Source organism: Pseudomonas sp. GW821-FHT09H03, assembly GCF_059415945.1.
The window spans coordinates 44,914-69,712 of the sequence record NZ_JBWKOF010000010.1 but is presented as its reverse complement, the minus strand read 5'-3'; the positions used below and the strand labels follow the sequence as shown (position 1 = coordinate 69,712).

20 protein-coding genes are annotated in these 24,799 nt (G+C 56.7%); 12 read left to right on the top strand and 8 right to left on the bottom strand.

What is annotated here, in order from left to right; genetic code table 11:
- The first annotated feature begins 63 nt into the window (after nt 1-63).
- Complete coding sequence (locus tag AC07OG_RS15895; protein WP_495067441.1) at nt 64-636, top strand: HutD/Ves family protein; 573 nt, start codon at nt 64-66, stop codon at nt 634-636.
- Between the two features lie 321 nt (nt 637-957).
- On the opposite strand, the gene AC07OG_RS15890 is transcribed toward AC07OG_RS15895, so the two are convergent.
- The 3 genes from AC07OG_RS15890 to AC07OG_RS15880 all read right to left on the bottom strand — a co-directional run bounded on the left by AC07OG_RS15890 (nt 958) and on the right by AC07OG_RS15880 (nt 3,050).
- Nucleotides 958-1,866, bottom strand: a complete 909-nt coding sequence (locus AC07OG_RS15890) for a MurR/RpiR family transcriptional regulator (RefSeq protein WP_218425846.1) — start codon at nt 1,864-1,866, stop codon at nt 958-960.
- A 219-nt stretch (nt 1,867-2,085) separates the two neighbouring features.
- Entirely contained in the window at nt 2,086-2,631 is a 546-nt protein-coding gene (locus tag AC07OG_RS15885; protein ID WP_218425845.1) for a cucumopine synthase-related protein, read from the bottom strand.
- Nucleotides 2,631-3,050, bottom strand: coding sequence for a hypothetical protein (locus AC07OG_RS15880; RefSeq protein ID WP_218425844.1), 420 nt, complete (start codon nt 3,048-3,050; stop codon nt 2,631-2,633). Before AC07OG_RS15880 ends, AC07OG_RS15885 begins: the two co-directional genes overlap by 1 nt.
- 255 nt (nt 3,051-3,305) lie before the next feature.
- Between AC07OG_RS15880 and hutH the strand changes: the two genes are divergently transcribed.
- From hutH to AC07OG_RS15860, 4 genes are all read left to right on the top strand, one after another.
- Entirely contained in the window at nt 3,306-4,829 is a 1,524-nt protein-coding gene (hutH, locus tag AC07OG_RS15875) for a histidine ammonia-lyase (protein WP_218425843.1), read from the top strand.
- 514 nt (nt 4,830-5,343) lie between these two features.
- Entirely contained in the window at nt 5,344-6,591 is a 1,248-nt protein-coding gene (locus tag AC07OG_RS15870) for an OprD family outer membrane porin (protein WP_256352840.1), read from the top strand.
- A 243-nt stretch (nt 6,592-6,834) separates the two neighbouring features.
- Complete coding sequence (locus AC07OG_RS15865) at nt 6,835-8,478, top strand: acetolactate synthase large subunit (protein ID WP_495067440.1); 1,644 nt, start codon at nt 6,835-6,837, stop codon at nt 8,476-8,478.
- A 200-nt stretch (nt 8,479-8,678) separates the two neighbouring features.
- Complete coding sequence (locus AC07OG_RS15860) at nt 8,679-9,500, top strand: MinD/ParA family protein (RefSeq protein ID WP_495067439.1); 822 nt, start codon at nt 8,679-8,681, stop codon at nt 9,498-9,500.
- Between the two features lie 75 nt (nt 9,501-9,575).
- Here AC07OG_RS15860 and AC07OG_RS15855 read toward each other — a convergent pair whose 3' ends face one another.
- The 4 genes from AC07OG_RS15855 to AC07OG_RS15840 all read right to left on the bottom strand — a co-directional run bounded on the left by AC07OG_RS15855 (nt 9,576) and on the right by AC07OG_RS15840 (nt 13,713).
- A complete protein-coding gene (locus tag AC07OG_RS15855) occupies nt 9,576-10,517 on the bottom strand; it encodes a LysR family transcriptional regulator (RefSeq protein ID WP_060541289.1) in 942 nt (313 codons plus the stop codon).
- Between the two features lie 69 nt (nt 10,518-10,586).
- Nucleotides 10,587-12,116 (bottom strand): tripartite tricarboxylate transporter permease, encoded by a 1,530-nt coding sequence (locus tag AC07OG_RS15850; protein WP_495067438.1) that lies wholly within the window; start codon nt 12,114-12,116, stop codon nt 10,587-10,589.
- The gene (locus AC07OG_RS15845; protein ID WP_495067437.1) at nt 12,113-12,646 is read right to left on the bottom strand and encodes a tripartite tricarboxylate transporter TctB family protein; all 534 of its coding nucleotides are present in this window, start codon (nt 12,644-12,646) and stop codon (nt 12,113-12,115) included. The genes AC07OG_RS15850 and AC07OG_RS15845 overlap by 4 nt, the downstream gene beginning before the upstream one ends.
- Before the next feature lie 53 nt (nt 12,647-12,699).
- A complete protein-coding gene (locus AC07OG_RS15840; RefSeq protein WP_495067436.1) occupies nt 12,700-13,713 on the bottom strand; it encodes a Bug family tripartite tricarboxylate transporter substrate binding protein in 1,014 nt (337 codons plus the stop codon).
- A 441-nt stretch (nt 13,714-14,154) separates the two neighbouring features.
- Between AC07OG_RS15840 and AC07OG_RS15835 the strand changes: the two genes are divergently transcribed.
- The 6 genes from AC07OG_RS15835 (at nt 14,155) to AC07OG_RS15810 (ending at nt 21,729) form a co-directional block, all read left to right on the top strand.
- Complete coding sequence (locus tag AC07OG_RS15835; RefSeq protein ID WP_495067435.1) at nt 14,155-15,495, top strand: MFS transporter; 1,341 nt, start codon at nt 14,155-14,157, stop codon at nt 15,493-15,495.
- Nucleotides 15,488-16,459 (top strand): amidohydrolase family protein, encoded by a 972-nt coding sequence (locus AC07OG_RS15830; RefSeq protein WP_218425837.1) that lies wholly within the window; start codon nt 15,488-15,490, stop codon nt 16,457-16,459. The genes AC07OG_RS15835 and AC07OG_RS15830 overlap by 8 nt, the downstream gene beginning before the upstream one ends.
- Entirely contained in the window at nt 16,456-17,460 is a 1,005-nt protein-coding gene (locus AC07OG_RS15825; RefSeq protein WP_060541295.1) for a 4-hydroxythreonine-4-phosphate dehydrogenase PdxA, read from the top strand. The genes AC07OG_RS15830 and AC07OG_RS15825 overlap by 4 nt, the downstream gene beginning before the upstream one ends.
- Before the next feature lie 330 nt (nt 17,461-17,790).
- A complete protein-coding gene (locus AC07OG_RS15820; protein ID WP_060541296.1) occupies nt 17,791-18,966 on the top strand; it encodes an L-rhamnonate dehydratase in 1,176 nt (391 codons plus the stop codon).
- Between the two features lie 39 nt (nt 18,967-19,005).
- The gene (gene araD1, locus AC07OG_RS15815) at nt 19,006-20,001 is read left to right on the top strand and encodes an AraD1 family protein (RefSeq protein WP_218425836.1); all 996 of its coding nucleotides are present in this window, start codon (nt 19,006-19,008) and stop codon (nt 19,999-20,001) included.
- A 147-nt stretch (nt 20,002-20,148) separates the two neighbouring features.
- The gene (locus tag AC07OG_RS15810) at nt 20,149-21,729 is read left to right on the top strand and encodes an aldehyde dehydrogenase (NADP(+)) (RefSeq protein ID WP_495067434.1); all 1,581 of its coding nucleotides are present in this window, start codon (nt 20,149-20,151) and stop codon (nt 21,727-21,729) included.
- Nucleotides 21,730-21,861: 132 nt separating this feature from the next.
- On the opposite strand, the gene AC07OG_RS15805 is transcribed toward AC07OG_RS15810, so the two are convergent.
- Nucleotides 21,862-22,770 carry a DMT family transporter gene (locus AC07OG_RS15805; RefSeq protein WP_495067433.1) on the bottom strand — a complete coding sequence of 303 codons (909 nt, stop codon included), beginning with the start codon at nt 22,768-22,770 and terminating at the stop codon, nt 21,862-21,864.
- A 181-nt stretch (nt 22,771-22,951) separates the two neighbouring features.
- Here AC07OG_RS15805 and aceK point away from each other — a divergent pair, with 181 nt between their 5' ends.
- Nucleotides 22,952-24,670 (top strand): bifunctional isocitrate dehydrogenase kinase/phosphatase, encoded by a 1,719-nt coding sequence (aceK, locus tag AC07OG_RS15800; protein ID WP_060541300.1) that lies wholly within the window; start codon nt 22,952-22,954, stop codon nt 24,668-24,670.
- The last annotated feature ends 129 nt before the right edge of the window (nt 24,671-24,799 follow it).

Genomic DNA, 24,799 nt, shown 5'->3' with positions numbered 1-24,799 from the left:
CCGCTCGGCTGTCGGCTTTCGGTTATCGCCTGGGATAACTGCTTCATAAATAGAGAGAGATACATGAGTCAGTTGAACGTTTTGCGCGCGGCTAATTATCCGCGTATGCCCTGGAAAAACGGCGGTGGCAGCACGAAAGAAATTGCCCGCGATGCCGGTGACGACTTGGACAGCTTCGGCTGGCGCCTGTCGATTGCCGATATTGGTGAGTCAGGCGGGTTTTCTACCTTCGCTGGTTATCAGCGGGTCATCACGGTGCTGCAGGGCCAGGGCATGATGTTGCTGGTCGATGGCCAGGATACGCGGCTACTGTTACCACTGGACTCGTTTGCCTTCAGTGGCGAGTGCCTGGTTTATTGCGCATTATTCGGCGGGCCGATTCTTGACTTCAATCTGATCTATGCACCAGAGCGCTTCAGCGCCAGGTTGCAATGGCTTGAAGGTAAGCAGCGTTTTTTCAGTTCGGCGAGTTCGGTGCTGATCTTCAGTGTCGCTGAACAGGTACAGATCAAGTTGGGTGATAGCACGGATGAAGTGCTGGGTCGGCATGATTGTCTACAATTCAGCAGTAATGTCGAATTGCAAGAAATATCTGTCAATGGTCAGTGTTGTGTAATAGAGCTGACCCCACGCTGATTCACTGTTGCTAGGGGATGTCGTGATTGAAATGGTTAATTGGGTGGTAGTGATGAAATGCCGATAAAACCCTCACAATCATCAACAATTATTTGTAGGGAAAAGACCTATCCCCTGCGCCAGGACGCTATCGTCGATGACGCGATTAACCACGCGCCTAACTCGACCAAGAATAAGCATTAATAACGTGCGTCATCGCAATAGACGATAATGGCGTTAGCTGGAGAGTGCCTATACGACTCAGGCCGATCATTGTACCTAATACAATGTCTTATAATAAAGTCAAGAGGCAACGGTTGAGCGCGCCGGGAAATATAGGCATCAGCGTATAAACACCTTTCTGCGCATAGATGACCGGTCTCCTGCTTCTAGGCGAGCTTCCCCACCGTCCGGCATAGCATCGCACATCGCTTCCAGCAGAACTGTAACTAGAAAAGCGCTAGATACGCTTGAGTCGAAAACCAACGACGAACAAATCTGGGTTGAAATATTGAAATCTGGAATGAGTCCTTGAGTTGGAAATCCTGGATCGGAAACCACAGCAAGACCAAGGCCGAGCTGCCTAGCAAATTGAAGCGCTTGTATTGTTTCGCGAGGGTACAATGGCATGGCAAAAGCAAGAATACATGTTGCGCCAGCACCTTTTGCCTGCTCAATCAGGTCCTCGGCAAGCGATCCGCCATTAGTAATGAGGCGTACATCCGGGTGGACTTTAGCTGCAAAATAGGCAAACTGAGTTGCAAGCCCCGCTGATGCACGTAGTCCTAAAACCACTAGTGGAGTTGATTCGGCAAGCGCGCTTCCAAACTCCCTTATACGAGTCATATCCTCAAGTTGCTCTGACAACTCCATGATATTGCGCGCTTCTGCTGCCGCGGCGGCCTGATACTTGTTGGCATTACGGGTGTTACTGTCTGCTGTTGGGGTAGGTTCAGTGAGAGAGCGAAGAGCACGCCGCATCTCTTGAAATCCGTCGAACCCCAATGCCACTGCAAAGCGAGACACTGATGGCTGACTTACATTTGCCAGTTGGGCCAACTCCATACTGGTCAGATAACCTATGTCGGTTGCATGCTGCACCAGAATCTGCGTGATTCGGCGGTGAGCAGGAGTTAAGCGCCGACCCTCAAGCCTTCGTTCAAGCTCGTTACGCAGTAACGTAGGATCAGCGGACGCTTGAGGTCCAGGCGCATCAGACTTTTTTTTCGGGTTACGAGCTCTGACGGCCAAGGTTATCTCCAAGTTTGAGAGTAAATATTAGCAAGCTTGGCATGTTACTCGCTGGCAAAGCAAGATCGGTATCGTATGTACAGGGTAACAAGGCAATCAGACTTGGTATGTTGCAAAATTGTGCCCCGACTTCACCATAGCATCATGCGAGGTGAAGGACGGGGCGCTACGTGCGATCAATGGGCAAGGATCGCATCGCCTATTACTGAATGTAAATTTTCACGCTTTAACCAAGATTCCTGCGATCGCTGCAACCTCTTCGGGCTGGCGGTGAGGGAAGGCAACGCCCAAATTCCATGGAAAAATGAAGTGGATCCAGCGGTGCATACGGATCACGTAGGTCATCATCGAGCCGGTGAGCTGGACGTATTCTTCTTTGGTTTCCAAGGTGTCGAGAGCATCGCTAAACATCTGCCCGATCTCGTGCATGTTCGTCAGACCCAAGTCGGTCATGAACTCGAACACGTTAAACGTACCGGTCAGAAACTCACGAGTCATCTTAATGAGCGTCGGAAGCTCTACATCCGGATACTGGGAAACTTTGAGAAAGCGATAGGTTACGTCTGCGCCTACCAACATCAAATAAGCTTCGAGGTGGACCAAGACGCTGAAAGATTGTTGGCCACTGCCGGCGCCGCTATCGATGATGCCCCAGCGGATCTTCTGAATTTCTTCAGGTTCTGACAGCCATACGCGTTCGACTTGGCGATCGATTTCTGCTTTGGCTTCGCGCCAGTTACCTTCAAATTTCTTAATACCGGACATTATGAAGCCCTCCGAACGGTGATGTTGATGACACTCCGGCGCGGCTCGGTGATCGTCTGTGCGAAGACAAACTCGCCGAGTTTCTCCAGTGCTGGCAGGTCACTATCGAGAACTTGCCCGAATTTGTTGACCAACGCGCTTTCAGTGATGGCGCCATAGGTCAGGCAAATTGTTTGGCCTGGAGCGTACAGATACACAGCGCCGGGCGAGCGTTTCACCATATTCGACTTGCCCAAATGAACGATCTTGGTTGGCATCCAAATGGCTTCGCCAGAAATGACGACGTGACCCAGCACGGTATCAAGTGGCAGTTGCTCAAGAACCTGTGCGATGACGTCAGGGTTTTCTTGGTTAAGCAGTTGGACACGGAACTTGATGTCCGGGCCCGGCGCGTGAAACTCGAGCAGGTTGGTTGACATGTGAACTCCATCGTTCTGAAAGTTTTTATTTGTGTTGCGAGACAAAGAATAAAACATTTCATTCATCTGTGCAATGAATCGGACGAATGGAGGTTTTTGCGGGGACTGCTCAGACGTTTTTTCAGGCTGAAACCCTTGTTTTGCTGGCTTCTGTGAGTAGTTTTGACAATTTCTCACTTGATGTTGAATGAAAAAATACATTCATGTATATTTCGTCCATCGTTCATTCGTCATTCATTCATTGGAGAAATCGGCATGATTAAGCTAACGCCTGGCAAACTCACCTTGAGCCAGCTGCGCCGTATTGCGCGTGAAAACGTCTCTCTCGAACTCGACCCGGCCAGCTTCGACGCTATCGAGGCAGGTGCTCGTACCGTTCAAGCAATTGTTGCCAAAGGGGCGCCTGCGTACGGAATCAACACAGGTTTTGGTTTGCTGGCAAGCACGCACATTCCTAGCGACCAGCTTGAGTTGCTCCAGAAAAATCTGGTGCTGTCTCACTCGGTGGGTGTGGGTGAGCCAATGCCGCGACCGGTGGTTCGCCTTTTGATCGCGCTCAAATTGTCTAGCCTTGGTCGTGGCAACTCTGGTATCCGTCTGGAAGTGATGGAAGCCATGGTCAAGCTCTTCAATGCTGACGTGCTTCCTGTAATTCCTGTGAAAGGCTCCGTAGGCGCCTCTGGTGACCTGGCTCCTCTTGCCCACATGTCAGCCACGCTGATCGGATTCGGTGAGGTGCATGTGAAGGGGGAGCGTATGAGCGCTCTCGATGGATTGAAACTCGTAGGGCTTGATCCGCTTATATTGCAAGCTAAGGAAGGGCTCGCGCTGCTTAACGGAACCCAAGCATCCGCTGCTCTCGCGATACAAAATCTGTTTGCGATTGAGGACCTATTCAACACCGCTCTCGTTGCAGGTGCGCTGTCGGTCGATGCTGCGTTGGGTTCAGTTGCACCTTTTGATCACCGTATTCATGCGCTTCGAGGCCATCAAGGTCAGATTGATGCTGCCGCAGCCTACCGGACTCTTCTTAAGGGCTCTGAGATTAACCTGTCACATGCTGATTGCGAGAAAGTGCAAGACCCGTACAGCCTGCGGTGTCAGCCTCAAGTTATGGGGGCTTGCCTCGATCAGATTCGGCATGCCGCCAACATACTGCTGATTGAAGCGAACGCCGTTTCTGACAATCCGCTGATCTTTCCAGAAACTGGAGAGGTTATCTCAGGAGGTAATTTCCACGCTGAGCCAGTGGCTTTTGCTGCGGATAACCTGGCTATCGCTGCCTGTGAAATCGGATCGATTGCTGAGCGTCGTATTGCACTTTTGATTGATGCAACGCTTTCTCGCCTGCCTCCATTCCTGGTCAAAGATGGCGGTATCAATTCTGGGTTCATGATTGCTCATGTTACTGCTGCCGCACTTGCCTCAGAAAACAAGTCACTTGCGCATCCAGCTTCTGTTGATTCAATCCCTACCTCTGCCAACCAGGAGGACCATGTTTCCATGGCGACCTACGCCGCCCGCCGCTTGACCGATATTGCAGATAATGTTGCGCATATTCTGGCTATCGAGTTTTTGGCTGCGGCTCAGGGCGTAGACTTGCGTGCTCCGAATAAGACCAGTCCAACACTCCAATTGACGATGGAAACAATCCGCCAGAAAGTTACTCACTACGATGCTGACAGGTACTTTGCGCCGGATCTTTTGGCTGCTTATACCCTAGTGCGAAGCGGCAATTTTGCGAAGTATTCGCCGTTCGCATTTGCTTCGATGCAGTAGTATATAGACAATATAAGGCTGTCGTGTGGCGGGCGACAGCTAAATTGTTGTAGTTGTATAGGGTTGATGAATTCTTGAGGAGGCAGAGGTCTTCCGTAACTCGCCATATTAAGTTGATTAATTGATCTGCCGGTCGCCTGGAAAATATGATTTTTTTTGCGGATGTTGGCGTGAAGATTTGACAGCTTCCACATGCTCGTAAGTAGACGTGCGCAATGCACTCAAACGCGTATAAGTTTTAACTGGCGATGGCCTGAGCGTTAAATTTTATCAGTAGGGCTGATATACAGAGCTACTGATATAAGAGTTTTTTCTTGAAAGTCGGACTGCGTTTTTATGCCAATTGGCGTGGGCGCGCTATCGGGCTTTTCCGGATGGAGTTTACACCCAATAACCAGGAAGGTTGGCTGTCTACTGTGCGAGATGTCCACAGAGTGTTGTGCTGCACGAATAATAACTACTCAGTAAAAATAAAAACAATTTTGTTTGTGTCGTAACTTAAGAGAGGTAGGTTATGAAAGTGTTAATGGCTATATTTTTGGCGGCAATACTGGTTTTCGGGAGTGCATCCACTTTTGCTTCGGATATTTCGGAGTCTGACTTCGTCAAGAAAAGCACGCTCAGCATACTTAACCGAAATTACTACTATGATCGTGACTTTTCAGGTGAAAATGTCAAGCAGAGCCAGCGCCGTGAGTGGGCGCAGGGGGCGATTGCTAAGTTCAGTTCCGGGTATACTCCTGGAACCGTTGGCTTCGGAGTAGACGCAATCGGCATGTTCGGCCTGAAACTTGATAGCAGTTCCGATCGAATCGGTACTGGCCTTCTTGCAAGCTCAGGAAAGGGAATACCTGGGGTTGACGAAGCTCAAGATCAATACTCCAAGGCAGTAGGTGCTGTTAAGGTAAAAGTGTCAAATAGTGTTCTAAAAATAGGTGGTCAGATCGTCAAAAACCCTGTGGTCTCACTCGGAGATTCTCGGTTGCTCCCCGAAACAGTAGACGGTGTGACATTTAGTAGCACAGACATTTCAAAACTTCTCTTCGAAGCGGGTCACTTAACTTCCCTGCGACGTAGGGATCAGACTGATCGGGCATCGGGACCTTTGCAAGAGGCTGATTACGTAGGCGGTAAGTACGATTTTACCAAAGATCTCAGTGCCTCTCTATATTCATCCAGCATACAGAATTACTGGGATAACCGTTTCATCGGTATTAACTGGTTACATAGCTTGGATGCTAAACAGGCAGTGGGCCTGCAATACAATGCGTATCAGCAGAAAAGTATCGGTGATGAGCTCGGCGGAGATTTGGATAACTATGTTTTCAGTCTTCAAGGCAGCTACTCCTATCTTGGTAGTACCTTTACTGTAGCGAATCAGCAGGTCAGTGGTCGAGGCCCGCATCAATACCTTATTGATGGAACAAGTACTTTGTACTTGTCTAACTTTATTCAGGTCATGGATGCCGTCAATGAAGACGAAAATTCTTGGAAGTTACAATATGACCTTAATTTTGCGCAATTAGGTTTGCCGGGTCTTACATTTACGACCGTCTATGCTATGGGTGATAACATAAAAGTAGGCAAAACTGTCAGTGACGGCAAGGAGTGGGAGACTGACTTTATGGTGCGTTATGTTGTGCAGTCCGGTCGTGCTAAGGGGCTGAGTACTCAAGTTAAAGCCGCCAGCTATCGTAGTGATTTCAAGCCAGACGTTCATGAGCTACGGCTTGTTACAGAGTATCCACTTAACATATTTTAATTGCGTGTAAGGCTTCGAGAGCTGCTCCGGTTGTCTCGAAGTATCATTTGCCGCCCTTTTGGGGCGGTTTTTTTTTAATGCTCAGTAGTGGTTAGTCCCTTGGTTTATAAGTGCATGGCTTTCCTAGTTGGTTAGCCTGCGGCTCGTTATATCTGGCTTGTTACCTGGTTGTCTGATGAAGGTAGTGGCTGCGGTAAAACATATTCAATTGCATTTAAATGCTCTCAAAATTCGAGGTGGAAGATGGCCAAGGCTGCAGATGTTGTAGTGCAATGCTTAGAGAATGAAGGAGTTGAATATGTGTTTGGCATTCCAGGTGAGGAAAATCTGGATCTGCTGGAGTCACTAAGATGCTCAACCATCAAATTGGTACTCACACGCCACGAACAGTCCGCCGGATTTATGGCTTCTACATATGGTCGTCTCACGGGTAAGACAGGTGTCAGTCTCGCTACGCTAGGCCCCGGTGCAACGAATTTGGTGACCGCCAGTGCTTACGCCTATCTGGGGGGGATGCCTATGCTCATGATTACCGGGCAGAAGCCCATTAAAAAGTCTAAACAGGGGCGTTTCCAGATCCTCGATGTGGTTGGGATGATGCGGCCGGTTACAAAATACACGCACCAATTAGCTTCTGCGGACAACATCCCTTCTCGAGTACGTGAAGCTTTTCGCCTTGCTGAAGAAGAGAAGCCGGGCGCTGTGCATCTCGAGCTCCCGGAAGATATTGCAGCCGAGCATACGGACAACCGACCAATCCAACCCAGTTTGCATCGCCGTCCGGTTGCCGAGCAAAAAGCTATTGCTGCCGCTGTCTGCAAGCTCAAGGCGGCACACAGCCCAATCTTGGTTATCGGAGCTGGTGCTAACCGTAAGATCACCGCTAAGGTCCTCAGGCAGTTGATCGATAAGACTGGAATACCGTTCGTAACCACTCAAATGGGGAAGGGTGTAGTGGACGAGCGCCATCCCCGTTTCCTTGGGAACGCTGCTCTGTCGGCGGGTGACTTCGTACATCGCGGTCTAGAGGCTGCTGATTTGATCGTCAATATCGGGCACGACGTAATCGAAAAACCACCTTTTTTTATGGTTCGTGGCGGTACGGACGTTATCCATATCAACTTCCGATCTGCCGAAGTTGATCCTGTGTATTTTCCACAAATCGAAGTGGTGGGTGATATCGCCAACGCGATCTGGCAGATCAGCGAAGCACTGGAGCCGCAGTCTCATTGGGATTTCAATCGGCTGATGACTATTCGTGAGGCTAATGAGGTCCAAGTGGCCGAAGGAGCTGATGACGATCGCTTCCCAATTTATCCCCAGCGCCTGGTAGCTGATGTTCGGCGTGCTGTGCCATCTGAGGGTATCGTCGCCTTGGATAACGGGATCTACAAATTGTGGTTCGCGCGCAACTATAAGGCTCATAAACCTAACACGGTTCTGTTGGATAATGCCCTTGCGACTATGGGTGCGGGGCTGCCGTCTGCCATGGCTGCCCACTTGGTCTACCCTGATCGCCCAGTCGTGGCGGTCTGTGGTGATGGTGGTTTCATGATGAATAGCCAAGAGCTTGAAACCGCCGTTCGCTTGAAGATGAATTTGACTATCATCATCCTACGCGATGATGGGTACGGCATGATCCGGTGGAAACAGGCAAATATGGGGTTCACAGATTTTGGTCTGGATTACGGAAATCCTGATTTCGTGATGTATGCCCAAAGCTATGGCGCCAATGGGTATCTGATTCACTCTGCAGAATCGTTTTTACCATTGTTGAAGAAGTGCATTCGCGAGCCAGGAGTTCATGTGATCGATTGCCCGATAGATTATTCCGAGAATGACTTCATTCTTAATGGAGAACTCAAACGTCGAAGTGCGCTTGTGTAATTGAAGTAAGGTGACCTCTTTGTGGTTGCAGTTTTCTTAGCGGAAGTGTCGCCGCCTTGTTATAAAGTTGAGTGGTCGATAGATGTACTGTGCGATTTCTAGTTTTCCTTGTGAGCTAAGTGCCAGGGTCGCGCATTCAGAACTTATACGGATAAATAGCGACTACTTGCATGTGTTGCACATGGAAGGGGGTCTATAAGATGGATGATGTGAATACTGTACAGGTTATCGCCGTAACCGGCGGAAAGGGCGGCGTTGGCAAGACGACTGTGGCTGTGAATCTTTCATTGGCGCTAGCGAAGCTTGGAAGAAGAGTTGTATTGCTTGATGGCGATCTTGGCTTGGGGAATATTGATGTTCTGTTAGGGCTTTCCCTAAAGTACACACTTGCCGATTTAATTGACGGTCGCTGTGAGTTATCCGAAGTGCTTTTAGGTGGTCCGGGTGGCGTGCGAATCGTTCCCGCAGCTTCAGGCTTCCCGAACATGGCGCATTTGTCACCGGCTCAGCACGCAGGCCTGATCCAGGCTTTCAGTGAAATCAGTGATAGTCTCGATGTGCTGGTGATTGACACAGCTGCGGGCATCGGCTCGTCGGTGGTTGGTCTCGTCCGGGCGGCCCAAGAAGCCCTTCTGGTGGTCTGCGACGAACCGACCTCGATCACCGATGCCTATGCACTGATTAAACTGTTGAATCGTGATTACGGAATGGACCGTTTCCGGATCCTAGTCAATATGGCGCATAACTCGCAGGAAGGTCGCGCCCTTTTCGTTAAATTGACCAAGATTACCGATCACTTCCTCGACATAGCACTGCAGTATGCGGGAGCTGTACCGTACGATGAATGTGCGCGTAGGGCAGCGCAGAGTCAGCGAGCAGTTTATGAATACTATCCGCGCTCCAAGTGTGCCCAAGCATTTCATAATATCGCTGTAAAGGTCAGCACTTGGCCTTTGGCAACTATTCCTAGAGGCCATATAGAGTTCTTCGTTGAGCAACTCGTCAAAAAAACGAGAGGATGACATCTCTTTCCGGGCCGTATTTGAATCGTCGCACCGTAGTTCCTACAGGTTTTACTTTATCCCTGAAGAACCGTTTCATTTGCTCAGCGCATGCTCGGCCCGCACCGAATTCATGAACGCCTGCATCGCCGAGGATTGAATGCGATGGCGCCTGGTGATCAAGCCATACGGCGGCAAGCGCGCTTCGAACTTGATCGGCAGCACCGCCAGTAAATCACGGCCAGGATAATCCTCGACCACCGACACCGGCGTGACACCGAGCATGTCGGTCTGCTGGATCAATGAGAGCAGGGTCATGATCGAGGTGGTTTCGACGATGCTGCTGGGAATATCGACCCGCGCATTGTGGAACACCTGATTGATGATCGCGCGCATCGGGCTGGGTTGTTGTTGTAGCACCCAGGTCATGTTTTGCAGTTCGGCCCAACTCAATTGAGTCGCTTTCGCCAGTGGATTGTGCGCGCCGGAAATCACGCACAAGGCTTCTTCGCCGAGGCTGTCGAAGAGCAATTCTTCGGCCCGGGCACCCGCCGGAATCCGCCCCAGCACGATATCCAGTTGATCCTGCAGCAATGCTTGTACCAGCACGTCGCTGGTGTCGACCTGAATGCTCATGGACAGACGCGGATGGCTTTGTTTCAAGGTTGCGATGGTACGCGTGAGCAGTCCTGAAGCGAGAGCCGGAATCGCTCCCACCGCGACGCGGCCGAGGTTGCCGGACTGCAGGGCGACCAGTTCTTCACGCATGCCGCTGAGTTCGGCGAACACCATGCGTGCGTAGTAAATGACCGTCTCGCCGAATGGGGTGGAGCGCATGCCGCGAGGCAAGCGTTCGAAGAGTTCGACGCCGAGCAAATCCTCGGCTTCGTGCAGCATCTTGGTCGCTGCCGGTTGGGTCATGCCGATGTGGTCGGCGGCGCGGCGCAACGAGCCGAATTCCTGCAGGGCCAGCATCAGCCGCAGTTGGCGCAGACGCAGTCGGCTGTGGATTACGTTGGCATCAGGAATTCGGGTCATGGGCCGCGCTCGCATGAAAGACTGCGGCAAGCCTGACAACAAATGTCAGGCGTTGCCAGCATTGCTGTATCACAGCACGGATTTGGTCTTGGCGACGGGCGGTTTGCGCAGGCCTGTCAGGGCGCCCAGTGCCCTGGAAATCAGCGGCCAGAACAGCATCAGCAGTGCCGCCGTGGTCAGGCTGCCCACCAGTGGGTTGGACCAGAAAATCCCCAGGTGGCCGTCGGAGAACAGCATTGACTGGCGGAATGCATCTTCAGCCTTGTCACCCAGCACAGCGGCCAGTACCAGCGGCGCAATCGGGTAGCCGAGTTTCTTGAACAGATAACCCAGGGCGCCGAAGCCGAGCATCAACACCACGTCGAAGAACGAGTTGTGGACCGAGTAGGCACCGATGGCACAGACCATGATGATGATCGGCGCGATGATCGAGAACGGAATGCGCAGGATCGAAGCGAACAGCGGCACGGTAGCCAACACCACGATCAGGCTGACCACGTTGCCCAGATACATGCTGGCGATCAGGCCCCAGACAAAATCATGCTGCTCGACGAACAGCGTCGGGCCGGGGTGCAGGCCCCAGATCATCAAGCCGCCAAGCATTACCGCTGCCGTGGCCGAACCAGGAATGCCCAGGGTCAGCATCGGCAATAAGGCACTGGTGCCAGCGGCATGGTCTGCAGTTTCCGGAGCGATCACGCCTTCGAGTTCACCTTTGCCAAAATTGTCGCGGTTTTTCGAAAAGCGCCGCGCCAGGCTGTAGCTCATGAACGATGCGGCGGTCGGTCCGCCTGGAGTGATGCCCATCCAGCAACCGACCAGGGTGCTGCGCACGATGGTCCACCAGTAGCGCGGCAGCTTGGCCCAGGTGCGCAGGATCACCATCGGTGTGATGCGCGCATGTTCGCCACGGAACACCAGGCCTTCTTCGACAGTGCAGAGAATTTCACCGATGCCGAACAGGCCGATCACCGCCACTTCGAAGCTGATGCCGGTCATCAGTGTCGGCTGGTCGAAGGTCAGGCGCAGGTTGCCGGACACAGTGTCCATGCCGACCGCTGCCATGGCGAAACCGATCATCATCGCCACCACGGTTTTCAGTGGCGGGTTCTTGCTCATGCCGATGAAGGTGCAGAACGCCAACAGGTACACCGCAAAGAACTCCGGCGAACTGAAGGACATGGCGAACGCGGCAATCTTCGTCGACAGGAAGGTCAGCAACAACACCCCGGCCAACGCACCGAGCAGTGCCGAACTGAAGGCGGCGGTCAGGGCTTCGGCGGCGCGACCTTCGCGGGCCATCGGGTAGCCGTCGAACGTGGTCGCCACCGATGAGGGCTCACCGGGGATGTTGAACAGGATCGAGGTGATCGAGCCGCCAAACAGCGCGCCCCAATACATGCACGACAGCAGGATGATCGCCGATACCGGCGACATGGTGAAGGTCAGTGGCAGCAGCAGCGCCACGCCATTGGGGGCGCCGAGGCCGGGCAACACACCCACCAGAATGCCCAGCAGCACGCCGATCACCATCAGGCCGATATGGCCCGGGGTCAGGATCAGGTTCATGCCTTGCAGCAGGGAATCGAACTCGCTCATTTGAAGTTTCTCCCGGCCAGGGCAATCCAGTCGCCCATCGGGCCGGCATCCAGCGGGACCTTGAACCACAGCGCGAAAATCAGGTAGCTGGCGAGCACCGCGCCCAGGGACACGCTGGCGATCATCAACTTGCCATAAGGTTTGGCGCGCACCTTGTCACGCCACATGAACCAGGCGATGAAGCACGCCGAGGCCACATAGATGCCGGTCAAGGGCATGGCGCCGACGAACAGCGCGATAGGGATGAATACCGACATCACTTGCTTGAATGCACTGCGGCTGACGAACGCAACACTGAGCGCCTGCCAGCGCACAAGGGTCAACAGGCCGTTGGCCACGCTGGCGGCACTGAGCATCAGGCCGATATAGAAGGGCAAGTAACCCGGCTCTGGGCCGGCATCGCCCCAGCCAATGCCTTGTTCGAGGCTACCGTACATCACCACCGCGCCGATCAGGGTAGTGAACAACGCCAGGCCGAGTTCGACCCAACGGGTGCCGACCAGTGCCGGTGAATCCGAGGAATGGGACATGAACATATCTCCAGCAGGGCACGGCCGCCCGCAGGCAGGCGGCCGTGGCGACTTCAGTTTTTCAGCCAGCCGGCTTCCTTGAACACTGGCGTGACGCGGGCGGTGTCTTTTTCGATGTAGGCAGTCAGCGGCTCGCCTTCGAGGAAGGTCGGCACCAGGGCGTTCTGCTTCACGTAGGCCTTGAACTCAGGGGTTTCGGTGACTTTGCGCATCAACTCGACATAGAACGCCCGTTGTTCGGTGGTGACTTCGCCAGGCATGAACACGGTGCGCGGGAAGCGATACTGATCGATGCCCAGGCCTTGTTCGTGGCAGGTCGGCACGTCGGCCCAGGATTTATCGCCGGCGACTTTTTCGGTGTAGCTCATGCGCTCCTTGCTGAATACGCAGAGCGGCTCGACCTGGTCACCACGCCATTGGCTGATGCTTTCGCTGGGGTTGTTGACGTTGGCGGCGATGTGTTTGCCGGCCAGTTGGGTCGCGGCTTCGCTGCCGCTCTTGAACGGGATGTACACCAGTTTGCTGTTGTTGGTCTGGTTGAGCAGCAGGGTCAGGGTCTGGTCGACGTCCTTGGACTGGCTGCCGCCCATGCGCAGGCTCGATGGGTCGGCCTTGACCGCCGCGTAGAAGCCCTTGGCGTCTTTCCAGGGCGCGTCCTTGTAGCTCCAGAGAATGAAGTCATCTTCGGCCACGGCGGCAATCGGTGTTAGCTCCTGCCATTGATAGCCGAGCTTGGACACCAGCGGCAACAGGTAGATGTTATTGGTACCGATCACCAGTTTCTCTGCATCGCCCTTGTTCATCTTCATGTCGAGGAAGGCTTCGGCGCCATTGCCGCCGCCCTTGTTAAGGACGATGGTATTAACGTCGAGCAGCTTGTGGGTGGTGATGATCGACTGGATCAGGCGCCCGAGCTGGTCGGTGCCGCCACCGGGGCCACCGGCGACAATGATTTCGACGTTCTTGTCCGGCTGCCAGGCGTGCGCCAGGGCGGGAAGGGCACCGGCGGCGATCAGAGTGCAGCCAAGAAACAGACGGGAAGTGCGACGGACGAATGCATTTCGCATGGGAAGGGCCTCGTTTCGGTGTTTTTGTAATTGTTATGAGCGACTTGTTTAAGCGTTAAAGCCGCAAGCCTGGCCTGAGTGTGTGAACACGCAGACTCCACGTCTAGTCAAAACAATACATACACCGATAGCCTGGAGTTATAGCTCGGCAAACGAAGCAGGACTTATGTAGGAGCGAGCCTGCTCGCGATGGACTCATGGGCGCTGCGTCTCTTCAAGAAACACGCGTTTTCGTTGAAGACCATCGCGAGCAGGCTCGCTCCTACAGAAAAAAGCGCCAACGTTGAAAGGACGTTGAAAGCAGGGCATGGCATAACCCGAGGCTATCGCCTGATTTCAAGTATTGATTAGACGGTTATCAGCGAGCCTTCGATAGTGCTCACCACGCCGCCAGGAAAGGCGTCGTTACGTTCACAACAATAATAAAACGAGGTACGCACCATGGCTCGTTCCAGTGCTTCCCTGAACCTGCCCGCCGCAGGTATCCAGCCACCGGCCGCGGCGAACGCGCAGGCCGGCACCGCCAAAGCCAGCAGTGTGCGTTGGCGGATCTTCGCCATCATCTTCGCCTTGACCATGATCAACCTGATCGACCGGGTCTCGCTGTCCATCGCGATGCCGACCATTGCCCACGAATTTTCCCTGTCTCCCAGTTTGCAGGGGCTGATCCTCAGCAGCTTCTTCTGGGCCTACGCGCTGTTGCAGATTCCCGGTGGCTGGTTGATTGACCGATATGGCCCGCACCGGGTCATCAGTTGGTCGACCGGCTTGTGGGGCACGTTCCAGGTACTGGCGGCGTTCGCCACCGGTGGCCTGTCATTATTTTTTGCCAGGGTGGCACTGGGTGCCGCCGAGGCGCCGCTGTTCCCCTCGGGCGGCAAGATGATTTCCCTTTGGCTGGCCCCCAGCGAACGCAGTCGCGGCGCGGTGCTGATGGACAGCGGCAGCCCGTTGGGTGTGGCGCTGGGCGGGTTGATCATTGCTTACCTGATCGCTTCGCTGGATTCCTGGCGCCTGGCCTTTGTGATTGCCGGTATCGCCACCCTGGCGCTGGCCTGGCTGGCGCGGCGTTATCTGCGCGATGACCCGGCCAGCCACCCGCAGGTCAATGAAGCCGAGCTTGAGCAGATCAACGCCGGCCGTGCCACACCAGCTGCCGAAGCGGCGCGGGTGCCGGTCAAAGGCCTGGGCATTGCCGCGCGTTCCCTCAGTGGCTTGCTGATCGGTCGTGCCAGTTGGGCGATGGTGTATTTCGGGTTGCTGACCTGGGGCCCGAGTTATCTGTCCCAGGCCCGCGGCTTTGATATCAAGGGCATTGGTGCTGCGACTTTCGTGATCTTCCTCTGTGGTGCGCTGGGCTCGTTGACCGGTGGTTTTCTTTGCGACGGTTTGATTCGCAAGGGTGTCAGCCGCGGTACGGCGGTCAAGAGCCTGCTGGCGTTTTCCGGGCTGGTGGCCCTCGGCGCCTTCCTGCTGCTGCCGACCCTGAGCAATCCTTTTGCAGCAGTGGCGCTGTTGGCGATGACCGCGTTTTTCCTGATGTGGGGCAGCCTCTACTGGAGCTTCCCGGCACTGCTGGCGGCTCCGGCGCGGGTTGGCCTGATCGGCGGCGTGATGAACATGGCGGGCAGTACCGGCGGCATTGCGGTACCGATCCTGGTGGGCGTGATTTTGCAGATGACCGGTGGTTTTGCCCCGGTGCTGGGCTTCTTCGCGGTGTGCTCGGCGGTGTTTGTGCTGGCTACGTTGTTCATCAGTCTGGATGAGGTGCGACATGTCTAAGCTCTTGGCCGGTACCACTTGGGATGGCCCGATCGTCGATGCCCATCATCACTTCTGGGACCCGACCGTCAACGACCACCCCTGGCTCGCTCCTGAGGCCAGCGTCCCGTTTCGTTACGGTGACTACAGTGCAATCAAGCGGCGTTATTTCCCTGAGGACTATTTCGCCGATGCGGCCGCGCATGACGTCGTGCAGACGGTGTACGTCGAGACCGAATGGAACCCCGGGGACCCGATTGGCGAAACCAGGTTCATCGAGCAATTGGCCGCCCGTTACGGCGTGCCGAATGCCATTGTGGCGCAAGCCTGGCTCGATCATCCGGACGCCATCGATGTATTGCACGAACAGGCGCGTTTCAAGCACGTGCGCAGTGTCCGGCACAAACCCGGTGGGCCGGCCACGCCACAGCAAGTCGGGCATCTGCGCAGCCTGATGAGCGATGAGCACTGGCGCCGCAGCTATGCCGCCCTCGAAGGCCTGGGGCTGCATTTCGATTTGCAGACACCCTGGTGGAACCTGCACGAAGCCGAGCGCCTGGCCCGGGACTTTCCCGGAATCACGCTGATTCTCAACCACGCCGGCTTGCCCAGCGATCGCAGTGCCGAAGGCCTGGCGAGCTGGCGCCTGGCAATGGCGCGGCTGGCGCAGTGGCCGAACGTGCAGGTGAAGATTTCCGGCCTGGGGCAGGGTGGCCAGCGCTGGCGTGCCAAAGACAACGCCTGGATCGTGCGCGAGGTGATCGCCATGTTCGGCAGCCAGCGGGCGATGTTTGCCAGCAACTTCCCCGTGGACAGCCTGTGCGGCTCGTTCGACGACATCTACAGCGGTTTCAAATCCATCGTCGCCGATCTGCCACGGGCCGATCAGGAGCGACTTTTCTACAGCAACGCGCAGCGGGTTTATCGCTGCGAGCCTTGCGCCATTGACCGTGCGCAGCCTGAACCCTTGAGGAGTGAAGCATGAACAAGACTACCATCGCGATGGTCCTGGGGGACCCTGCCGGCATCGGCCCGGAACTGATCGCGCGACTGCTCGGCGAGCCGCAGGTGCGCAGCCAGGCCAATGTGATCCTGATCGCCGACGAGGCGGAAATGCGGCGTGGCATGCGCATCGCCGGGGTGGAGTTTCCCTTTCGTCGCGTGGAATCCCTGGCGCAACTGGACTTTGTCGATGACACGCCGCTGTTCTACGATTTTCGCGGCGATGCCATGGGTGAGTTCCCCCGTAGCGAAGCTAGTGTGGTGGGCGGTCGCTACAGCCTCGACACCCTCGAACAGGCCCTGCGCCTGACCGAAGCGGGCACCACTGATGCGGTGCTGTTCGGCCCGTTGAACAAGACCTCATTGCACATGGCCGGCATGGCCCACAGCGACGAACTGCACTGGTTTGCCGAGCTGCTGGATTTCCACGGACCGTTCTGCGAATTCAACGTGCTCGACAACCTCTGGACCTCGCGGGTGACTTCCCACGTAGCCCTGGCCGATGTGCCGGGCATGCTCAGCCAGGCGCGGGTGGTGGAAGCGATTGAGTTGATCGACACCGCGCTCAAGCGCAACGGTCTGGAAAAACCGCGCATCGGCGTGTGTGGCTTGAACCCGCACAACGGTGACAACGGGTCGTTCGGTCGTGAAGAGCTGGACATCATCGGCCCGGCGGTGCGTGCGGCTCAGGCCAAGGGCATCGCGGCTGAAGGGCCGTACCCGGGAGATACGATTTTCCTCAAGGTCCAGGGCGATGCCAGTGCCTTCGATGCAGTGGTGACCATGTACCACGACCAGGGGCAGATCGCGATCAAGCTGATGGGCTTTTCCCGCGGCGTGACGGTGCAGGGCGGCTTGCCGATCCCGATCACCACACCGGCCCATGGCACGGCCTTCGATATCGCCGGGCAGGGCAAGGCCAATGTCGGGGCGATACGCCAGGCGTTCGAGATTGCCTGCCGGATGGGCGCCAACAGCTACTGATTTCCCGATCCATCGACAACACTTAACCCTGTGGGAGCGGGCTTGCCCGCGATGGCGGTGTGTCAGGCGGCATTTATGTCGATTGACATTGCCTCTTCGCGAGCAAGCCCGCTCCCACATTTTTTTGTGTCATGCCTGATAACTCGATCAGAGCAATAAACGCATTCATCTATCACCCCAGGTTATCGCCGGATACGCATAAGTGATTATCCGCCGCCCCCGGGCGCTGGCTAAAGTCGGCCCATCGAATGCCTTGGAACCCGTCACCGAGCAGCTCCAGGCACGCGACCCGACAACTACAAGAAGCCGGCAGCTCAAGGAACTGTATTCATGAAAATCAAAGCGATCCGTACCCGCGTTTTCGAGTGGAAAGGCAAAGTCGTTCCACCTCAAGCGCACTTCTGCACCAACGCCAGTGACATCCTTTTCGAGCGCGGCGACGCCATGGGATCGTTCCGTTTCCACGGCTGGCTGGTGGTGGAAGTCGAGACCGATACGGGCCTGGTCGGCATCGGCAACTGCGCCCTGGCGCCGCGTGTGGCCAAGGAAATCATCGACACCTACCTGGCACCCATCGCGATGGGTGAAGACCCGTTCGACAACGAATACATCTGGCAGAAAATGTACCGCCAAAGCCACGCCTGGGGCCGTAAAGGCATCGGCATGGCGGCCATTTCGGCGATCGACATCGCGATCTGGGACATCATGGGCAAGGCGGTCAACAAACCGGTGTTCAAACTGCTCGGTGGCCGTACCAAGGAAAAGATCTGGACCTACGCCTCCAAGCTCTACGCCAACGACAACCTCGACCTGTTTCTCGAAGAAGCCCAGGGCTATCTGAACCAGGGTTTCACTGCGCTGAAAATGCGCTTCGGCTACGGCCCGAAAGATGGCCCTGCGGGTATGCGCAAGAACATCGAGCAAGTGCGCGCCCTGCGTAATCTGGCCGGCCCCGATGTCGACATCATGCTCGAATGCTACATGGGCTGGACCCTGGAATATGCCCGTCGCATGTTGCCGAAACTGGCCGAGTTCGAGCCGCGCTGGCTGGAAGAACCAGTGATCGCCGACGACATCGAGGGCTACATCGAGCTGAAAAAAATGGGGATCATGCCGATCTCCGGCGGCGAGCACGAGTTCACCTCCTACGGCTTCAAGGACCTGCTGGAGCGTCGCGCCGTCGACGTGATCCAGTACGACACCAACCGCGTCGGCGGCATCACCGCAGCGCGCAAGATCAACGCCATGGCCGAAGCCTGGTCGGTGCCGGTGATCCCTCACGCCGGGCAGATGCACAACTACCACCTGACCATGTCCACCACCGCCTCGCCGATGGCCGAGTTCTTCCCGGTATTCGACGTCGAAGTCGGCAACGAACTCTTCTACTACGTGTTCAAGGGCGAGCCGCAGCCGGTCAACGGTTACATCCAGCTCGACGACCACAAGCCCGGGCTGGGCCTGGAAATCTCCGATGAGTACCTGAGCGACTTCAACATCATCGAGTGACCCTGTGGCCACCAATTCGCGACTCTATGGAGGGCCGACATGCGCCTGATTCAATTCGAAAATACTGCCGGACAACGTCAGGTCGGACTCGTCGACGGGGCACAGGTCCAGGTGCTGCGCGACACCCGCAGCACCCGCGAACTGGCACTCGCGGCGATCCGCGGCAAACGCAGCCTGCAAGAAGAAGTCGCGCAGCGCGGCACCGAGCCCGGGCCCGATTACGCGCAGTTATTGCAGCAGCGCTGCGTTTTGCCACCGCTGGATCACGAAGACCCGGCCCATTGCCTGATCAGCGGCACCGGCCTGACCCACCTGGGCAGCGCCTCGGCACGGGACAAAATGCACCAGCAGGACGGCGCCGTAGAAATCGGCATGACCGACACCATGCGCATCTTCAAATGGGGCCTGGAGGGCGGCAAACCGGCGGCGGGGCAGGTAGGCGCGCAACCGGAATGGTTCTACAAGGGCGACGGCAGTATCGTCGTGCGCCCCGGTGAGGATTTTCCGGTGCCGCCGTTTGCCGAAGACGCCGGCGAAGAACCGGAGCTGACCGGGCTCTACGTGATTGGCGATGACGGCCAGCCGTATCGCGTTGGTTATGCGCTGGGCAACGAGTTCTCCGACCATGTGATGGAGAGGCGCAACTACCTGTACCTGGCGCATTCGAAGCTGCGTTATTGCTCCTACGGTCCGGAGTTGCGCATCGGTGAGTTGCCCAGGCACCTGGTCGGCACCAGCCGGATCAAACGCAACGGCGAAACGATCTGGGAAAAGGAGTTTCTCAGCGGCGAAGACAACATGTGCCACAGCCTCGCCAACCTCGAATTCCACCACTTCAAATACTCGCAGTTCTTGCGCCCGGGTGATGTCCACGTGCATTACTTCGGCACTGCCACGCTGTCGTTTGCCGACGGTGTAAAGACCCAGCCGGGGGATCGCTTCCAGATCAGCCTGGATGAGTTCGGTGCACCGCTGATCAACGGCATAGGCGAAAGCGCCCAGCCGCTGCCGATCGGACAAGTTCGCGTGCTCTGAACACAGGTTCTGAGTCGAACGCAATGTTGAACAACACGAAGATCGGCTCCCTTTCCCCCTCTCCCCTTTGGGGAGAGGGTTGGGGTGAGGGGTGGCTCTTGAACACCCCACGAATCTTCGGTCAGTCACCTGACTAAGGATCTCCACATGACCACGCCACTCGGACACAACTACATCGGCGGCCGTCGCAGCGCCAACGGCACCTCGCAACTGCAAAGTATCGACGCTACCACCGGTGAACCACTGCCCGGCATATTCTTCCAGGCATCCGAAGCCGAAGTGGACGCCGCCGCCAAAGCCGCCGCTGCGGCCTACCCGATCTACCGTAACCTCAGCGCAGAAAAACGCGCACGATTCCTCGATGCCATTGCCGATGAAATCGATGCCCTCGGTGATGATTTCGTCGCCACGGTCTGCCGCGAAACCGCGTTGCCTGCCGGACGTATCCAGGGTGAGCGCGGGCGCACCAGCGGCCAATTGCGTTTGTTTGCCAAGGTACTGCGGCGCGGCGATTTCTACGGCGCGCGCATCGACCGGGCGTTACCGGAGCGTCAGCCGCTGCCGAGTCCGGACCTGCGTCAGTATCGCATCGCCCTGGGGCCGGTGGCGGTGTTCGGCGCCAGCAACTTTCCGCTGGCGTTCTCCACCGCCGGTGGCGATACCGCTTCGGCGCTGGCCGCCGGTTGCCCGGTGGTGTTCAAGGCCCACGGCGGCCACATGGCGACCGCCGAGTGGGTGGCGGACGCAATCATTCGCGCCGCCGAGCGCACGCAGATGCCGGCCGGTGTGTTCAACATGATCTATGGCGGTGGAGTGGGTGAGTGGCTGGTCAAGCATCCTGCGATCCAGGCCGTGGGCTTCACCGGCTCGCTCAAGGGCGGTAATGCCTTGAGCCACATGGCCGCGAACCGGGCGCAACCGATTCCGGTGTTCGCCGAAATGTCGAGCATCAACCCGGTGTTTTTGTTGCCCGAGGCGCTCAAGGTGCGGGGCGAGCAGATCGCCGCGCAACTGGCCGCTTCGGTGACCCAGGGCTGCGGGCAGTTCTGTACCAATCCTGGCCTGGTCATTGGCCTGCGTTCGCCGCAGTTCAGCACCTTTCTCGAAACCTTTTGCGCCAGCATGAACCAGCAGCCGCCACAAACCATGCTCAACGCCGGCACACTGGCCAGCTACAGCCGGGGGCTGGGTGAATTGTACGAGCATCCGGGCCTGATGCACCTGGCGGGCAAGCCGCAGCAGGGCAATCAGGCGCAACCGCAGGTGTTCAAGGCCGATGTCAGTCTGTTGCTCAAGGGCGATGATCTGCTGCAGGAGGAAGTGTTCGGGCCGACCACTATCGTTATTGAAGTTGAAGATCGGGCGCAGTTGGCGGCGGCGCTACACGGCCTGCGCGGGCAACTGACGGCGACGCTGATTGGCGAGGCCGACGAGTTACTGGAGTACCGCTGGTTGGCGGAGGTATTGCAGGAGAAGGTCGGGCGGATTCTGCTCAACGGCTATCCGACCGGGGTCGAGGTGTGCGAGGCGATGGTGCATGGCGGGCCATATCCGGCGACTTCGGACTCGCGGGGCACGTCGGTCGGGACGCTGGCTATTGACAGGTTCCTGCGACCGGTGTGCTTCCAGAATTATCCGGATGCGCTGCTGCCAGAGGCATTGCAGGATGCCAATCCGCTGGGGATTGAGCGGTTGGTGGATGGGGAGATGAGTGCTTCGGCTTTGTAGTGCCTGAGCTGACGCTTTCGCGGGCAAGCCCGCTCCCACAGTTGATCTCAGTGATCACAGATATCGCGTTCACATGAGATCCAATGTGGGAACGGGCTTGCTCGCGAAGACAATGTCGCAAGCACCGCAGCACTACCGGGTCGATACCTTAGCCACTTTCACCACCGTCGGCTTCAACACCATCCACAACGCCAGCGCAATCAACAACCCCCCATAAATATGCGCCATGGACAGTGGCTCATCGAGAAACAGCGCTCCCCACAACACGCCGAACAGCGGAATCAAAAAGGTCGTGGTCATCGACTTCACCGGACCAATCGAGCTCAGGAGCCGGAAGTAAATAATGTACGCAAACGCCGTGCAGCCCAGGCCCAGGCCCAGCAACGACAACCAGACATTCCAGCCGCCCCAACTCGTCGGTGGCTGGGTGATTACGCTGTAACCGAACAACGGCAGCAGTAACAGGGTTGCCCCGAGCATGCTGCCCAGCGCTGAAAGACGACTGTCGAGCCCACCGGCCTGATCGAGCCAGCGGCGGGCCAGAAACCCCGCAAATCCGTAGCAAGTGGTCGCGAGCAGGCAGGCGACGGCACCCATCAGCAGTTCCATATCGAACGCCACCGGACCGGCACGGGTCAGCACGCCCACGCCGAACAGCCCCAGGAACACACCGCCGAGTTTGGCGCCAGTGAGCCTTTCATGGAAAAACAGGCCGCCGATCAGCACGCCCATCAAGGGGGTCGTGGCATTGAAAATCGACGAGTAACCGGCTGGCAACACCTGCGCGGCCACCGAATAGAGGGTCGCCGGAATCCCGGAGTTGATCACCCCGAGCAGCATCACGGTTTTGAGTTTGCCCTTGAAATCCCAGCTGACACGCATCAGCCCCAGTATCACCAACAGTCCGGCGGCGGCGATCGATACACGGAAAAAAGCGGTAGGAATGCTGCCGATCACCGGGGCGATGATGCGCATGAACAGAAAGCTCGCCCCCCAAATGGCCGCCAGGGACAGTAAACGAAATATATCGACGGGGTTCACTGCGCGGTCCTTCCTGGGGGGAGGGGCGAAAGTGTTGCCGAGTGTGTGATCGATGGCAACCGAAATCCGGGCATTTAACTCTTCAGGGTGTCGACGACGCGAAGGCACAAAAATTACGCTTCTCCTGCACCCGCTTCACTGGCTAAGCTCAGGGCTCCCGAATTCCCGCAGAGGTCTCACCATGGCGCAGCAATGGCCAGCCGCCGACATCGCCCGAATGGTTCTCGATGGCTTTGACGATTACCGCGAGCATTTCCGTCAGATCACCGACGGCGCCCGGGCCCGCTTCGAGCAGGCTCTCTGGCAGGAGACGCAATCGGCGTCGGCGGCACGGATCAACCTTTACGAAGAAAAAGTCGGCGAAACGGTGGAGCGGCTGCGCACCGCGTTTGATGCCGATACGCTGGACGTAAGCTGCTGGCCGCTGGTCAAAAGCGCCTACATCACCCTGATCGACCTGCGCTTCGACGATGAGCTGTCCGAAACCTGGTACAACTCGATTTTCTGCGGCCTGTTCAGCCACGACCTGATCAGCGATGGCTGCATGTTCATCCACACCACCCGGCCGAGCCTGCGTCGTGCCCGTGCTGCGCAAACCCGTACCTATAAACCCCAGGGCCAGCTGTCGGCGATGCTGGCGAGCATCTTCGCCGACTACCGTTTCAGCGAGGCGTACGCCGATTTGTCCGGCGACCTGCGCCGTCTCGAAGCGCAACTGCGCGAGAACCTGCCGGACTGGGTGTGCAAGGACCCCGAGCTGAGTGTCGAGCTGTTTTCCTCGGTACTCTATCGCAACAAGGGCGCGTACCTGGTGGGGCGCATCTACACCGCCGATGAGCAGTGGCCGCTGGTGATTCCGCTGTTGCACCGCGAAGGTCGCGGGATCCAGATCGATGCACTGATCACCGATGAAGCCGATGTGTCGATCATTTTCTCGTTTACCCGCTCGTATTTCATGGTGGACGTGCCAGTGCCGGCGGAATTCATTGGCTTCCTCAAGCGCATCCTGCCGGGCAAGCACATTGCCGAGCTGTACACATCGATAGGTTTCTACAAACACGGCAAGTCCGAATTCTACCGGGCACTGATCAACCACCTGGCCAACACCGACGACCAGTTCATCATGGCCCCCGGCGTGCGCGGCATGGTCATGAGCGTGTTTACCCTGCCGGGCTTCAACACCGTATTCAAAATCATCAAGGACCGTTTCTCGCCGTCGAAAAACGTCGACCGCGCCACGGTGATCGAGAAGTACCGCCTGGTGAAGAGCGTCGACCGCGTGGGGCGCATGGCCGATACCCAGGAGTTCGCCGACTTCCGTTTCCCGTTGAGCAAGTTCGACCCGGCGTGCCTGGAGGAGCTGCTGGAAGTCGCGCCGTCCACGGTGTCGGTGGAAGGCGACACGGTGCTGATTCGCCACTGCTGGACCGAGCGGCGCATGACCCCGCTGAACCTGTACCTGGAAAACGCCAACGAGGCGCAGGTGCACGAAGCGCTGGAAGATTATGGCCTGGCGATCAAGCAACTGGCGGCGGCGAACATCTTTCCCGGCGACATGCTGCTGAAAAACTTTGGCGTCACCCGCCATGGGCGCGTGGTGTTCTACGACTATGACGAGATCTGCTTCCTGACCGAGGCCAACTTCCGATACATCCCGCAGCCGCGTACACCGGAAGATGAAATGGCCTCTGAGCCCTGGTATTCGATCGGGCCGCTGGATGTGTTCCCGGAGGAATTTCCGCCGTTTTTGTTTGCTGATTCGGGGCAGCGCAAGTTGTTCGATCAGTTGCATGGCGAGTTGTATAACGCCGATTACTGGAAGAGCCTGCAAGAGGCGATTCGGGCAGGGAAGGTGATTGATGTGTTTCCTTATCGGCGCAAGGGGTTGGATAGCGAGTAGGTATTCAAGAACCCCCCCTCACCCCAGCCCTCTCCCGGGGGGAGAGGGGGGCGACCGAGGCGTCTTGCGTCAAACATCGACCTGAAAGACCTTGGCGATTATGGATTCGGTAAAGCATCCGGACAGTCG

Coding starts and splice junctions, on each gene's coding strand:
- AC07OG_RS15885 (WP_218425845.1), bottom strand. CDS start 2,631: ATGTCCGGTATTAAGAAATTTGAAGGTAACTGGCGCGAAGCCAAAGCA.
- AC07OG_RS15870 (WP_256352840.1), top strand. CDS start 5,344: ATGAAAGTGTTAATGGCTATATTTTTGGCGGCAATACTGGTTTTCGGG.
- AC07OG_RS15835 (WP_495067435.1), top strand. CDS start 14,155: ATGGCTCGTTCCAGTGCTTCCCTGAACCTGCCCGCCGCAGGTATCCAG.
- AC07OG_RS15880 (WP_218425844.1), bottom strand. CDS start 3,050: ATGTCAACCAACCTGCTCGAGTTTCACGCGCCGGGCCCGGACATCAAG.
- araD1 (WP_218425836.1), top strand. CDS start 19,006: ATGCGCCTGATTCAATTCGAAAATACTGCCGGACAACGTCAGGTCGGA.
- hutH (WP_218425843.1), top strand. CDS start 3,306: ATGATTAAGCTAACGCCTGGCAAACTCACCTTGAGCCAGCTGCGCCGT.
- AC07OG_RS15865 (WP_495067440.1), top strand. CDS start 6,835: ATGGCCAAGGCTGCAGATGTTGTAGTGCAATGCTTAGAGAATGAAGGA.
- AC07OG_RS15830 (WP_218425837.1), top strand. CDS start 15,488: ATGTCTAAGCTCTTGGCCGGTACCACTTGGGATGGCCCGATCGTCGAT.
- AC07OG_RS15820 (WP_060541296.1), top strand. CDS start 17,791: ATGAAAATCAAAGCGATCCGTACCCGCGTTTTCGAGTGGAAAGGCAAA.
- AC07OG_RS15860 (WP_495067439.1), top strand. CDS start 8,679: ATGGATGATGTGAATACTGTACAGGTTATCGCCGTAACCGGCGGAAAG.
- aceK (WP_060541300.1), top strand. CDS start 22,952: ATGGCGCAGCAATGGCCAGCCGCCGACATCGCCCGAATGGTTCTCGAT.
- AC07OG_RS15810 (WP_495067434.1), top strand. CDS start 20,149: ATGACCACGCCACTCGGACACAACTACATCGGCGGCCGTCGCAGCGCC.
- AC07OG_RS15840 (WP_495067436.1), bottom strand. CDS start 13,713: ATGCGAAATGCATTCGTCCGTCGCACTTCCCGTCTGTTTCTTGGCTGC.
- AC07OG_RS15850 (WP_495067438.1), bottom strand. CDS start 12,116: ATGAGCGAGTTCGATTCCCTGCTGCAAGGCATGAACCTGATCCTGACC.
- AC07OG_RS15825 (WP_060541295.1), top strand. CDS start 16,456: ATGAACAAGACTACCATCGCGATGGTCCTGGGGGACCCTGCCGGCATC.
- AC07OG_RS15855 (WP_060541289.1), bottom strand. CDS start 10,517: ATGACCCGAATTCCTGATGCCAACGTAATCCACAGCCGACTGCGTCTG.
- AC07OG_RS15845 (WP_495067437.1), bottom strand. CDS start 12,646: ATGTCCCATTCCTCGGATTCACCGGCACTGGTCGGCACCCGTTGGGTC.
- AC07OG_RS15895 (WP_495067441.1), top strand. CDS start 64: ATGAGTCAGTTGAACGTTTTGCGCGCGGCTAATTATCCGCGTATGCCC.